Origin of the sequence: Pseudomonas fluorescens (genome assembly GCF_030344995.1) — a bacterium.
In the GTDB taxonomy this organism is placed as follows: Bacteria; Pseudomonadota; Gammaproteobacteria; order Pseudomonadales; family Pseudomonadaceae; genus Aquipseudomonas; species Aquipseudomonas fluorescens_BF.
In genome coordinates this window covers 5905000-5918317 of record NZ_CP128260.1, presented here as the reverse complement: position 1 = coordinate 5918317, position 13318 = coordinate 5905000, and the positions used below count along the sequence as shown (strand labels likewise).

Sequence of the window (13318 nt, the reverse complement as noted above, 5' to 3'; positions counted from 1 at the left end):
TGACACGCCGCCTTCGCGAGCAAGCCCGCTCCCACATTTGGATTTGTATGCATCAATCGATCGAGGTGGTTCGCCACCTCTGTAACGATCAAAGATTTGCGGAGTACGTCATGGCCATCGCCGTTCCCCTGAACGAGGGCAACAGCCCCACCTTGAAGCAGCGGCTCAAGCACGCCGAGCGGGTCAACCGCTGGAAGGCCCAGGCGCTGATCGCGCCGCTGGTGCTGTTTCTGTTGCTGGTGTTCCTGGTGCCGATCGTGGCGCTGCTCTATAAAAGTGTCGGCAACCCGGAAGTGGTCGGCGGCATGCCGCGCACCGTGACCGCGATTGCTGCGTGGGACGGCCGCGGCCTGCCTGCAGAACCGGTCTACAAAGCCGCCAGCGAAGACCTCGCCGAAGCGCGCAAAAACCAGACCCTGGGCGATCTGTCCAAGCGCCTGAACATGGAGTTGGCCGGCTATCGCAGCCTGCTGACCAAAACCGCCCGTTCGCTGCCATTCGCCAGCGAACCGGCCTCTTATAAAGAAGCGCTGGAAGGCCTCGACGAACGTTGGGGCGATCCGGCCTACTGGCAAGCGGTGAAGCGCAACACCAGCAGCATCACCCCGTTTTATCTGTTGGCGGCGGTGGATCACCGCATCGACGACCTCGGCGAAATTGCCCCGGCGACCCCGGATCAGGCGATCTACCTCGACATCTTCGCCCGGACCTTCTGGATGGGCCTGATCATCACCGTGATCTGTCTGGTGCTGGCCTATCCGCTGGCGTACCTGCTGGCCAATCTGCCGTCGCGTCAAAGCAATCTGTTGATGATTCTGGTGCTGCTGCCGTTCTGGACTTCGATCCTGGTGCGGGTCGCGGCGTGGATCGTGTTGCTGCAATCCGGCGGATTGATCAACAGCGCGTTGATGGCGATGGGCATCATCGATAAACCGCTGGAACTGGTGTTCAACCGCACCGGGGTCTACATCTCGATGGTGCACATCCTGCTGCCGTTCATGATCCTGCCGATCTACAGCGTGATGAAAGGCATCTCGCCGACCTACATGCGTGCCGCGATTTCCCTCGGCTGCCATCCGTTCGCCAGTTTCTGGCGGGTGTACTTCCCGCAGACTTACGCCGGCGTCGGCGCCGGCTGCCTGTTGGTGTTCATCCTCGCCATCGGCTACTACATCACTCCGGCGCTGCTCGGCAGCCCGAACGATCAGATGGTCAGCTACTTCGTCGCGTTCTACACCAACACCAGCATCAACTGGGGCATGGCGACTGCGCTCGGCGGGCTGTTGCTGCTGGCGACCGTGGTGCTTTATCTGATCTACAGCTGGCTGGTGGGCGCCAGTCGCCTGCGCCTGAGCTAAGGGGAATTTGAAATGCTGAGTCCTTATATGTCGCCCGTCGAGCGGGTGTGGTTCTACAGCTTGCGGATCCTCTGCGGCTTGATCCTGTTGTTCCTGATCCTGCCGGTGCTGGTGATCGTGCCGCTGTCGTTCAACTCGGGCAGTTTCCTGGTGTACCCGCTGCAGGGCTTTTCGCTGCACTGGTATCAGGACTTCTTCGCTTCGGCGGAATGGATGCGCTCGCTGAAGAACAGCATCATTGTCGCCCCGGCCGCGACCGTGCTGGCGATGGTGTTCGGCACGCTCGCTGCCATCGGCCTGACCCGTGGCGACTTCCCCGGCAAGGCGCTGGTGATGGCGCTGGTGATTTCGCCGATGGTGGTGCCGGTGGTGATCATCGGCGTGGCCAGTTATCTGTTCTTCGCGCCGCTGGGCCTGGGCAACAGTTTCTTCTCGCTGATCGTGGTGCACGCGGTGCTGGGTGTGCCGTTCGTGATCATCACGGTGTCGGCGACCTTGCAGGGTTTTAATCACAACCTGGTGCGGGCGGCGGCCAGCCTTGGCGCCTCGCCGCTGGTGACATTCCGTCGGGTGACCTTGCCGTTGATTGCGCCGGGGGTGATTTCCGGTGCGCTGTTTGCCTTTGCGACCTCGTTCGATGAAGTGGTGGTGACGCTGTTCCTTGCAGGTCCCGAGCAGGCGACGTTGCCTCGGCAGATGTTCAGCGGGATACGCGAGAACCTGAGTCCGACGATTGCGGCGGCTGCCACTTTGCTGATTGCCTTCTCGGTGATTCTGTTGCTGACGCTGGAGTGGTTGCGTGGGCGGAGTGAGAAGCTGCGTACTGCTCAGGTTTAGTGTTCGGCTTGAGATCGTTACCCCCTCACCCCAACCCTCTCCCCCAAGGGGGCGAGGGGAAAGGGAGCAGATATTCGTGCAGTTCAGAATCTGTGTTCGACTTGGGGACGGGAGCTGATCTACACGCTTTTCAAAACCTGAGTTCGACTCGGTAATTCAGGTCGGTGTATAGCGAAAACTCACCACGGTCAGTCCCCTCTCCCCCCGGGAGAGGGTTAGGGTGAGGGCGCTCTTGATCTTGCCTCCGTCATTCACAACCTGAATACCAGACAACCCGAATTCCCCAGCTACGCTTGTGCTCAGCTCCCACATCTATAAGAGGCTGCGCACGATGAGTCTTTCCTCGTTCAAGATCGCTCACAAACTGATCACCGGCGCCGGGGCCATCGAGCAACTGGCGGCCGAGCTCACGCGGCTGGATATCGATAACCCGCTGATCGTCACCGACGCCGCGCTGGTCAAGTCCGGCACGGTGGAGCTGGCACTGGCGCAGATCGGTGAGCGCGAGTACGAAATCTTCGACCGGGTGCTGCCGGATCCGGAAATCGCCATCGTCGAGGATTGCATGCGCGTCTATCGCGAAGGCGGGCATGACGGGCTGATCGGGCTCGGCGGCGGCAGTGCGATCGACATCGCCAAGAGTGTTGCCGCCTATGCCGGTTATCACGGTGCGCTGGAAGATCTGTTCGGCGTCGATCAGGTGCCGCGCAAGGGCCCGCCGCTGATCGCCATCCCGACCACGGCCGGCACCGGTTCCGAGGTGACCAACGTGGCGATTCTTTCGGACAAGGTCGCGCAACTGAAGAAAGGCATCGTCAGCGACTACCTGTTGCCCGACGTGGCGCTGGTGAGCCCACAGATGACCCTGACCTGTCCGCGCAGTGTCACCGCCGCCAGTGGCGTCGATGCGCTGGTGCATGCCATCGAGTCCTATCTGTCGCTGAATGCCTCGCCGATCACCGATTCGCTGGCCATCGGCGCGATCAAGTTGATCGCCCGGTCATTGCCCAAGGCTTACGCCAATCCCTCCAACCTGCAAGCCCGGGAAGACATGGCCACCGCCAGCCTGATGGCCGGCATGGCGTTCGGCAATGCCGGGGTCGGCGCGGTGCATGCGCTGGCGTATCCGCTGGGCGGGCGTTTCAACATCGCCCACGGCGTCAGCAATGCGTTGCTGCTGCCGTATGTCATGACCTGGAACAAGATGGCCTGCGTCGAACGGATGCAGGATATCGCCGAAGCCATGGGGGTGAAGACCGCTCATCTGAGTCTCAATGAAGCCGCCGACAGCGCTGTCGCGGCGATGACCGAACTGTGCGCGGCGGTGGAGATTCCGCAGGGTCTGCGCAGTTTCGGTGTGCCCGAAGAAGCGATCCCGGCCATGGCCGTAGAGGCCGCGGGCATCGAGCGCCTGATGCGTAACAACCCGCGCAAGCTCAGTGCTGTCGACATCGAGAAGATCTACCGGGCGGCGTACTGAGAACCGGCCGGCCGCCGGTCATGGCACAACCCAATCATCGCGGTCACGGTGCGCGCGCGGAAACTTGAGGTATACAATGCGCGCCATCGTGATTTAGCTCAGAAAAGGTGCGTCATGCAGCCCTTCGTAATTGCTCCGTCGATTCTCTCCGCCGACTTCGCCCGCCTGGGCGAGGAAGTCGACAACGTTCTGGCCGCCGGTGCCGACTTCGTCCACTTCGATGTCATGGACAACCACTATGTGCCGAACCTGACCATCGGCCCGATGGTCTGCGCCGCGTTGCGCAAGTACGGCGTGACCGCGCCGATCGACGCGCACCTGATGGTCAGCCCAGTGGATCGCATCGTCGGCGACTTCATCGAGGCCGGCGCCACCTACATCACCTTCCACCCGGAAGCCACGCTGCACGTCGATCGTTCCCTGCAACTGATCCGTGAAGGCGGCTGCAAATCCGGCCTGGTGTTCAACCCGGCGACCCCGCTGGACGTGCTCAAGTACGTGATCGACAAGGTCGACATGGTCCTGCTGATGAGCGTCAACCCGGGCTTCGGCGGGCAGAAGTTCATCCCCGGCACCCTCGACAAGCTGCGCGAAGCGCGCGCGATCATCGATGCCTCGGGTCGTGACATCCGCCTGGAAGTCGACGGCGGCGTCAACGTCAACAACATCCGCGAAATCGCTGCCGCCGGCGCCGACACCTTTGTGGCCGGCTCGGCGATCTTCAATGCGCCGAACTATCAGGAAGTCATCGACAAGATGCGTTCCGAACTGGCGCTGGCTCGCCCATGAGCGGTTTTGAGCAGCTGTTCCCGGGGCAACTGCCGCGGTTGGTGATGTTCGATCTGGATGGCACGCTGATCGATTCGGTACCCGACCTGGCGGCGGCGGTGGATAACATGCTGCTCTCCCTCGGGCGCAAGCCTGCCGGTATCGAGTCGGTGCGCGAGTGGGTCGGCAACGGCGCGCCAGTGCTGGTGCGCCGGGCCTTGGCCGGCGGCATCGACCATTCTTCCGTGGATGACGTCGAAGCCGAGCATGCGCTGGAGGTGTTCATGGAAGCCTACGGCGCCAGCCATGAGCTGACCGTGGTCTATCCCGGCGTGCGCGACACCCTGAAATGGCTGCACAAACAGGGCGTGGCCATGGCGCTGATCACCAATAAGCCGGAGCGCTTCGTCGCGCCGCTGCTGGATCAGATGAAGATCGGCCGCTACTTCAAGTGGATCATCGGCGGGGACACTCTGCCGCAGAAGAAGCCTGATCCTGCGGCGCTGTTCTTCGTGATGAAGATGTCCGGCATTCCGGCCTCGCAATCGCTGTTCGTCGGCGATTCGCGCAGCGACGTGCTGGCGGCGAAAGCGGCGGGGGTCAAATGTGTCGGGCTGAGTTATGGCTACAACCATGGCCGGCCGATCGCCGAGGAATCCCCGGCGCTGGTGATCGACGATCTGCGCAAGCTAATTCCCGGTTGCCTGGATACGGCCGCTGAGATAACGTTGCCCGACGCATCTCAATCCCCTTCTGGAAACGCCATCGTGGTGGTCACCCGCAAACTCTGGATGAAAGTCATCAAGGCCCTGGCCCGCTGGCGTTGGCGCGCCTGACTTGTTCCTGGCCGGCCTGCCGGCGCGTTTGCACACCTGACTGATTTGCACCTCACACCACGAGGCACCCTATGATCCGCGAAGAATTCCTGCGTCTGGCCGCTGACGGCTACAACCGCATCCCGTTGGCCTGCGAAACCCTGGCCGACTTCGACACCCCGCTGTCGATCTACCTGAAACTGGCCGACCAGCCCAACTCCTACCTGCTCGAATCGGTGCAGGGCGGCGAGAAATGGGGCCGTTACTCGATCATCGGCCTGCCGTGCCGCACCGTGCTGCGGGTTCACGATCATCACGTCAGCATCACCGTCGATGGCGTCGAGACCGAAAGCCACGACGTCGAAGACCCGCTGGCCTTCGTCGAAACCTTCAAGGCCCGTTACAACGTGCCGACCATTGCCGGTCTGCCGCGCTTCAACGGTGGCTTGGTGGGTTACTTCGGTTACGACTGTGTACGTTATGTAGAGAAGCGCCTCGGCAAATGCCCGAACCCGGATCCGCTGGGCGTGCCGGACATTCTGCTGATGGTCTCCGATGCGGTGGTGGTGTTCGACAACCTCGCCGGCAAGATGCACGCGATCGTGCTGGCCGACCCGGCACAGGCCGATGCCTACGAGCAGGGCCAGGCGCAACTGCAGCAACTGCTGGAAAAACTGCGTCAGCCGATCACCCCGCGCCGTGGCCTGGATTTCAGCAAGCAGCAGGCGGCCGAGCCGGTGTTCCGCTCCAGTTTCACTCAGGACGACTACGAAAAAGCCGTCGACACCATCAAGGAATACATCCTCGCCGGCGACTGCATGCAGGTCGTACCGTCCCAGCGCATGTCGATCGACTTCAAGGCGGCGCCGATCGATCTGTACCGCGCGCTGCGTTGCTTCAACCCGACGCCGTACATGTACTTCTTCAACTTCGGCGATTTCCACGTTGTCGGCAGTTCGCCGGAAGTGCTGGTGCGGGTCGAAGACAACCTGATCACCGTGCGCCCGATTGCCGGCACCCGTCCCCGCGGGGCCACCGAAGAGGCGGATGTGGCGCTGGAAGAAGACCTGCTGTCCGATGACAAGGAGATCGCCGAGCACCTGATGCTGATCGACCTCGGTCGCAACGACACCGGGCGCGTTTCGGAAATCGGTTCGGTGAAGCTCACCGAAAAGATGGTCATCGAGCGTTATTCCAACGTGATGCACATCGTGTCCAACGTGACCGGCCAATTGAAAGCCGGGCTGACGGCGATGGACGCACTGCGGGCAATCCTGCCGGCGGGCACCTTGTCCGGCGCACCGAAGATTCGCGCGATGGAAATCATCGACGAGCTGGAGCCGGTCAAGCGTGGTGTGTACGGCGGGGCGGTTGGCTACTTCGCCTGGAACGGCAACATGGACACCGCGATTGCGATACGCACAGCAGTGATCAAGAACGGCGAACTGCACGTGCAGGCCGGTGGCGGCATCGTCGCCGACTCGGTGCCGGCGCTGGAATGGGAAGAAACCATCAACAAGCGCCGGGCAATGTTCCGTGCCGTTGCGCTGGCGGAGCAAACCCCGGACTGAGTGATTGATGACTCAGCCATAAAAAAACGCGGCGCCTGTGAGGGCGCCGCGTTTTTTATGGCCTGCGAATCAGAAGTCGAGCGCTACGCCGACGTTGATCCCTTGCTGGGTGAAGTCGTCATCCTTGCGGATGTCGTAGCTGGCGCGCAATGCCAGATCCTTGGTGAGGTTGTGGCTCACGCCCAGGTTCAAGCGATTCAGGTTGGTTTGAGGGGCGTAGCCGGCCAGGGTGTAGCGGTTGTTCGGCAGGCTGTTGAGGTTCATCGTCACATTCTGGGTGTCGTCGTTGTACTCGCGCTCATGGGCGAATTCGCCAAACACCTGGGTCTGCGAGGTGATCTGGTACTTGCCCTGGATCCCGAGGCCTAGACGGCGGGAGATGCGCGACTGGTCATCGAACGTCAGCGCGGTGGAGTCGGCGCCGTTTTCCGAGTAACCATCGACTTCAACCTTGGCGAAGTCGGCGCTGACGAACGGTGACAGGTGCCATGGGCTGCTCGCTTCTGGCGCAATGTCGTAACCCACGCGTCCGCTGAAGGCCAGAACATAGCCGTCGGTGTCGCCTTTCTCGCCGCGTTCGTTGACCCCCAGCTGGAATTTGCGTTTGAGGCTGTCGTAATCCAGATGCCCGGCGGTCAAGGCGGCATCACCCCACCAGCGGTTCTGCTGGTACTGGGCGAACGCGGTGCCCAGATAAGTGTTCAGCTTGTAGTCCGAGTCGTTGTCGCCGGCCTCGAGTTTCTGGTTGTAGAAACCAGCCGCCACGCCCACGCGCCACGCGTCGTTGAGACGGTAGCTGCCGCCGATGTTCAGGTTGTAACCGTTGCCGTCGGCGCTGGCGCCGCTGCGCTGGCTGTCGAAATCCTGATGCTGGCCGCCACCGGCGACAATCGCCCTCCATTGGCCAACGGCTTGCCAGTTTTCCCAATCCGCCAGCCACTGGTTGCGCAGTTCATCCTGATGCGAGCGCAGGGTGCCTTGAGCCATTTGCGGCAACAGGGTGGCTTCCCATGGCGCGGCCAGCAGCGAGTAAGCGTAATCGGCAATCAGGCGCTGCCCGGCTTCGGTCGGGTGGACGGCGTCGTTGTAGATCAGCTTGGTCGGGTCCGGGGTGGCGCTGTTGATCCCGTATCGGGCGTTTTCGGTGCAGCCGCTGCCGCTGAAGCAGGTACCGACCAGGTTCTGGTCGGTCGCCAGACCGAACTGTGCCGGATTGGCGAATGCCTCTTTGAGCAGAACCGGAACGTTCAGCGGGATGACGTTGGCATTGACGCTCTGCAACTGGCTGACCAGTTCGGTGTTGAACTGGGCGCTGAGTTGCGAGGTGAAGGCTTGTAGCGGCGAGCCGTTGATGGCCGGTGTCAGGCCGATGTCCGGCAACAGCCAGACCATGATGTAGCGGGCGCCTGCACCCTGCAGCGTGCGTACGCTGTCGACCAGTCGATCGGCTGCAGCATTTGCTTGAGGGAGACTGGTGACGCGGCCCTGAAGGAAGTCGTTGCCGCCCCCGGTCAGGTAATACAGGGCATTCGGGTCGGCACGGAAACCGTTCGACGGCAGATAACCGGCGCGGGTGCGTTCGCCGGTGGCGGACTGGCTGGTGATCGAGTCGAGGATCTGGTCGGTGCGGTAGCCGCCGACGGCCCAGTTGTTGCCATCCGGCAAGCCTTGATCAGGGCGTACGGTAGAAGACGAGGCGGCGGTCTGGTCCGGGGTGAAGCCGAGACGGCCGCCGAGCAATTGGGTGGCGTTGAGGGAGTAGAACTCACCGCTGCCGTCCTGATAGTTCGGGCCCGTGCGGTTGGTGAAGCGTTTGCCCGACCCGGCGGGACCGCCGCTGTCGGTGAAGGTCCCCGCGTCGCTGAGGCTGTCGCCGAAAACCACGAAATTCGAATAAGGATTGGGTGCGGCGTTCGCCTGGGCGCAGGCCATCGCGAGCAGACAACTGGCAAGCGGTACAAACAACGTCTGTTTGATCATGAGCAAGTCCGTTTATTTATTGTTGTAGTGAACGAAACGACAGTACCAAAAACTTCCGGCGTTTTGCCATCGGTCGTCAACCCTCCCATTGTTTTATCCCCCACGGCCCTGGCCATATTGCACGCTCCGCCCAGCTAAGTTACTGTGCCGAAACGTATGAACGAGACCTTCCCCGTGTTGATCACCAGCAAACTTCTGGATCAAGTCATCAAGGCACACGCCCGCTGGCGTTGGCGCGCCTGAATCTTTTCTGCCGGCCCCGCCGGATCTGTATCGCTTTGCCTTCCTTGCCCGTTTGAAATGCCGCTGTGCCGATGCGACCTGCGCGTCCGACAGTGTGCAGCGCCCTGGCAAGTCATCCGAAGGCTGTCTTCAAGTCAGAATTCAAGAGGTTCGAAACGCCATGTTGCTGATGATCGACAACTACGACTCCTTTACTTACAACGTTGTGCAATACCTCGGCGAGCTGGGTGCCGAGGTCAAGGTGGTGCGCAACGACGAACTGACCATCGCCGAAATCGAAGCACTCAACCCTGAGCGGATCGTCGTATCCCCGGGTCCGTGCACGCCGACTGAAGCCGGTATCTCCATCGAAGCCATCAAGCACTTTGCCGGCAAACTGCCGATCCTCGGTGTCTGCCTCGGTCACCAGTCCATTGGCCAGGCTTTTGGCGGCGATGTCGTCCGCGCCCGCCAGGTGATGCACGGTAAGACTAGCCCGGTATTCCACGAGAACAAGGGCGTGTTTGCCGGTCTGAACCGCCCGCTGACCGTCACCCGCTATCATTCCCTGATCGTCAAAAACGAAACGTTGCCCGATTGCCTGGAGCTGACGGCGTGGACCCAGCACGATGACGGCTCGGTCGACGAAATCATGGGCCTGCGTCACAAGACCCTGAACATCGAGGGCGTACAGTTCCACCCGGAATCGATCCTCACCGAGCAGGGCCATGAACTGTTCGCCAACTTCCTCAAACAAACCGGCGGCACGCGCTAAGGACTTTCCATGAATATCAAGACAGCCCTGAGCCGTATCGTCGATCACCTCGACCTCAGCACCGATGAAATGCGCGACGTGATGCGCGAAATCATGACCGGCCAATGCACGGACGCGCAGATCGGCGCGTTCATGATGGCCATGCGCATGAAGAGCGAGAGCATCGACGAGATCGTCGGCGCCGTGTCGGTGATGCGCGAACTGGCGGACAAGGTCGAACTCCAGACCCTCGACCGCGTAGTCGATGTGGTCGGTACCGGCGGTGACGGCGCGAATATTTTCAACGTGTCGACTGCTTCGTCCTTCGTGGTCGCCGCGGCGGGTTGCACCGTGGCCAAGCACGGTAACCGTGCAGTGTCGGGCAAGAGCGGCAGCGCCGATCTTCTGGAGGCCGCCGGCATCTATCTCAACCTGACCCCGGTTCAGGTGGCGCGCTGCATCGATAACGTCGGCATCGGTTTCATGTTTGCCCAGACTCACCACAAAGCCATGAAGTACGCCGCCGGCCCGCGTCGCGATCTCGGCCTGCGCACCCTGTTCAACATGCTTGGCCCGCTTACGAATCCGGCCGGTGTGAAACATCAGGTGGTGGGCGTGTTCACTCCTGCGCTGTGCCGGCCGTTGGCTGAAGTCTTGCAGCGTCTGGGCAGCAAGCACGTGCTGGTGGTGCATTCGAAGGATGGTCTGGACGAGTTCAGTCTGGCGGCGCCGACCTTTGTTGCCGAGCTGAAGGACGATCAGATCACCGAATATTGGGTCGAGCCGGAAGATCTGGGCATGAAGAGCCAGAGCCTGCACGGCCTGTCGGTCGAAGGCCCGGAAGCGTCGCTGGCGCTGATCCGCGATGCACTGGGCAAGCGCAAGACCGAGAACGGTCAGAAGGCTGCCGAAATGATCGTGCTCAATGCCGGTGCGGCGCTGTACGCCGCCGATCTGGCGACAAGTCTGAAAGAGGGCGTGGCGCTGGCCCACGATGCTCTGCACACCGGTCTTGCTCGGGAAAAACTCGAGGAGTTGGGTGCCTTTACCGCGGTATTCAAAGTGGAGAATGAGGGATGAGTGTACCGACGGTTCTGGAAAACATTCTGGCCCGCAAGGTTCAGGAAGTCGCCGAGCGTAGCGCCCGTGTGAGCCTGAGCGAGCTGGAAAGTCTGGCCAAGGCGGCCGATGCACCCCGTGGTTTTGCCCAGGCATTGCTGGCGCAGGCCAAGAAGAAACAACCGGCAGTGATCGCCGAAATCAAGAAGGCGTCGCCGAGCAAGGGCGTGATCCGCGAGAACTTCGTTCCCGCCGACATCGCCAAAAGCTACGAGAAGGGCGGGGCGACCTGCCTGTCGGTGCTGACCGATATCGACTACTTCCAGGGCGCCGATGCCTACCTGCAACAGGCCCGCGCGGCGTGCTCGCTGCCGGTGATCCGCAAGGATTTCATGATCGATCCGTACCAGATTGTCGAAGCCCGTGCCCTGGGCGCCGATTGTGTGCTGCTGATCGTCTCCGCGCTGGATGACGTGAAAATGGCCGAACTGGCGTCGGTGGCCAAAGACGTTGGCCTCGATGTACTGGTGGAAGTGCACGACGGCGATGAGCTGGAGCGCGCGTTGAAAACCCTCGACACGCCGCTGGTCGGGGTCAACAACCGCAACCTGCACACCTTCGACGTCAGCCTGGAAACCACCCTCGACCTGCTGCCGCGCATTCCGCGCGATCGTCTGGTGATCACCGAGAGCGGCATCCTCAACCGTGCCGATGTCGAGCTGATGGAAATCAGCGATGTTTACGCGTTCCTGGTCGGCGAAGCGTTCATGCGCGCCGAAAGCCCGGGCATCGAACTGCAGCGTCTGTTCTTCCCGGAGCGCGGCGTTCCGGTGAGCGGTTCGACCCTCGACTGATTCATTCAGGCCGACTCGACTCATTCGCGGGCAAGCCCGCTCCCACAGGAGAAATGCATTCCTAATGTGGGAGCGGGCTTGCTCGCGAAGAGGCTATAAGATTCACCACAGACTGATCGTCTAACGGACTTCTTTATGACCCCAGTTTCCCTGACCATCGAAGCCGGCCTGCAAGCCGAACAGGATCTGCTGGCCTCGGTCTGTGCTGGTGATGCCGAATTTGGCTTGCTGTTCTGGCAACCCAGTGATCGCGCCTTGGTCATGCCTCGCCGCTTGAACCGCCTCCCCGGATTCGATCACGCCTGCGAAATCTCCGCTGCTGCCGGTTGGCCGGTGCTGTTGCGTGAAACCGGCGGCGAACCTGTTCCGCAATCGGCTTCCACCATCAATATTGCACTGGTCTACGCACCGCCTCGCAGCGAGGGCGATCTGAACCGCATCGAAACCGGTTACCGGCGGCTATGCGATCCGATCTGCGAGTTGCTGGATGAGTTGGGTGGCATGTCGTCGTTGGGTGAAGTCGACGGTGCGTTCTGCGATGGGCGCTTCAACGTCAATCTCGACGGTCGCAAGATGGTCGGCACCGCCCAGCGCTGGCGCCAGAGTCAGGGCGGTCAGCGTCCGGTGGGTCTGGTACACGGTGCGATGCTGGTGGAAGACGAACGTGAGTCGATGGTCGCGGCGGTCAACCGCTTCAACGAAGCGTGTGGTCTGGAGCAGCGGGTACGTGCCACCAGCCACATCGCTCTGCATGAAAAATTCCCGGCGCCCCATGCACTGGCGCGTCTCGATGAGCTCTTTCGATTGATGCTGGCGCAGATCTACGCCGGCTGAGCTTTGGAGCTCAGCGAGTGCCGAAGACCACCATGGTCTTGCCTTTCACATCCACCAGGTTGCGTTCCTCAAGATCCTTGAGCACGCGACCGACCATCTCTCGCGAACAACCGACAATCCGGCCGATTTCCTGACGGGTCACCTTGATCTGCATGCCGTCCGGGTGAGTCATCGCGTCCGGTTGTTTGCACAGCTCCAGCAGGCAGCGAGCGACACGGCCAGTGACGTCGAAGAACGCCAGGTCGCCGACCTTGCGCGTGGTGTTGCGCAGGCGTTGTGCGATTTGTCCGCTGAGGACGTAAAGAATGTCTGGATCCTGTTGCGACAGTTCGCGGAACTTGGTGTAGCTGATTTCCGCGACTTCGCATTCAACCTTGGCCCGCACCCAGGCGCTGCGCTGTTGTTCCTGGCCAGCTTCTTCGAACAGGCCCAGCTCACCGAAGAAGTCCCCGGCATTCAGGTAGGCGATGATCATCTCGCGGCCGTCGTCATCCTCGATCAGGATCGTGACCGAACCGCGGATGATGAAGTACAGCGTGTCGGAACGATCTCCGGCGCAGATGATGTTGCTCTTGGCCGCATGACGCCGGCGCTGGCAATGCATCAGCAGCTTGTCGAGGTTCTTGATTTTGGGTGTGGGGGTAATACCAACCATGGTTGTATCCCGAAAAGACTGCACGGTTATATTTGGTTTTTATATGAGGCGCTGAGGCGGTCGCTACACAGTCTGGCAAGGCGCCAGTGAATTGGCGCCAGCTTACCAGACACTTCGTCGAAATTTCGAGA

12 protein-coding genes are annotated in these 13318 nt (G+C 61.4%); 10 read left to right on the top strand and 2 right to left on the bottom strand.

Features of this window, described 5'->3' with window-relative positions; translation table 11 throughout:
• The first annotated feature begins 110 nt into the window (after positions 1 to 110).
• From QR290_RS26705 to trpE, 6 genes are all read left to right on the top strand, one after another.
• Positions 111 to 1358: an ABC transporter permease gene (locus QR290_RS26705; RefSeq protein ID WP_007959935.1), complete on the top strand. Its 1248-nt coding sequence runs from the start codon at positions 111 to 113 to the stop codon at positions 1356 to 1358.
• A gap of 12 nt (positions 1359 to 1370) precedes the next feature.
• Positions 1371 to 2195: an ABC transporter permease gene (locus QR290_RS26700; RefSeq protein ID WP_085709230.1), complete on the top strand. Its 825-nt coding sequence runs from the start codon at positions 1371 to 1373 to the stop codon at positions 2193 to 2195.
• Between the two features lie 331 nt (positions 2196 to 2526).
• Positions 2527 to 3675 carry an iron-containing alcohol dehydrogenase gene (locus QR290_RS26695; protein WP_115079397.1) on the top strand — a complete coding sequence of 383 codons (1149 nt, stop codon included), beginning with the start codon at positions 2527 to 2529 and terminating at the stop codon, positions 3673 to 3675.
• Between the two features lie 114 nt (positions 3676 to 3789).
• Complete coding sequence (rpe, locus tag QR290_RS26690) at positions 3790 to 4464, top strand: ribulose-phosphate 3-epimerase (RefSeq protein WP_289203922.1); 675 nt, start codon at positions 3790 to 3792, stop codon at positions 4462 to 4464.
• Positions 4461 to 5279 (top strand): phosphoglycolate phosphatase, encoded by an 819-nt coding sequence (locus tag QR290_RS26685; RefSeq protein WP_007956306.1) that lies wholly within the window; start codon positions 4461 to 4463, stop codon positions 5277 to 5279. The genes rpe and QR290_RS26685 overlap by 4 nt, the downstream gene beginning before the upstream one ends.
• 71 nt (positions 5280 to 5350) lie before the next feature.
• Complete coding sequence (gene trpE, locus QR290_RS26680; RefSeq protein WP_007956307.1) at positions 5351 to 6829, top strand: anthranilate synthase component I; 1479 nt, start codon at positions 5351 to 5353, stop codon at positions 6827 to 6829.
• A gap of 69 nt (positions 6830 to 6898) precedes the next feature.
• Here trpE and estP read toward each other — a convergent pair whose 3' ends face one another.
• Positions 6899 to 8809: an esterase EstP gene (gene estP / locus QR290_RS26675; RefSeq protein WP_289203921.1), complete on the bottom strand. Its 1911-nt coding sequence runs from the start codon at positions 8807 to 8809 to the stop codon at positions 6899 to 6901.
• Between the two features lie 403 nt (positions 8810 to 9212).
• On the opposite strand from estP, the gene QR290_RS26670 reads away from it, so the two are divergent.
• The 4 genes from QR290_RS26670 to QR290_RS26655 all read left to right on the top strand — a co-directional run bounded on the left by QR290_RS26670 (position 9213) and on the right by QR290_RS26655 (position 12532).
• Positions 9213 to 9806, top strand: coding sequence for an aminodeoxychorismate/anthranilate synthase component II (locus QR290_RS26670; protein WP_289203920.1), 594 nt, complete (start codon positions 9213 to 9215; stop codon positions 9804 to 9806).
• Between the two features lie 9 nt (positions 9807 to 9815).
• On the top strand, positions 9816 to 10865 hold the full coding sequence (trpD, locus tag QR290_RS26665) for an anthranilate phosphoribosyltransferase (protein ID WP_007956310.1): 1050 nt from the start codon (positions 9816 to 9818) through the stop codon (positions 10863 to 10865).
• The gene (gene trpC, locus QR290_RS26660; protein ID WP_007956311.1) at positions 10862 to 11698 is read left to right on the top strand and encodes an indole-3-glycerol phosphate synthase TrpC; all 837 of its coding nucleotides are present in this window, start codon (positions 10862 to 10864) and stop codon (positions 11696 to 11698) included. Before trpD ends, trpC begins: the two co-directional genes overlap by 4 nt.
• A gap of 135 nt (positions 11699 to 11833) precedes the next feature.
• On the top strand, positions 11834 to 12532 hold the full coding sequence (locus QR290_RS26655; protein ID WP_289203919.1) for a lipoate--protein ligase family protein: 699 nt from the start codon (positions 11834 to 11836) through the stop codon (positions 12530 to 12532).
• Positions 12533 to 12542: 10 nt separating this feature from the next.
• Here the strand turns inward: QR290_RS26655 and crp are convergent, their stop codons facing one another.
• Complete coding sequence (crp, locus tag QR290_RS26650) at positions 12543 to 13187, bottom strand: cAMP-activated global transcriptional regulator CRP (protein WP_007956313.1); 645 nt, start codon at positions 13185 to 13187, stop codon at positions 12543 to 12545.
• Positions 13188 to 13318 lie beyond the last annotated feature (131 nt).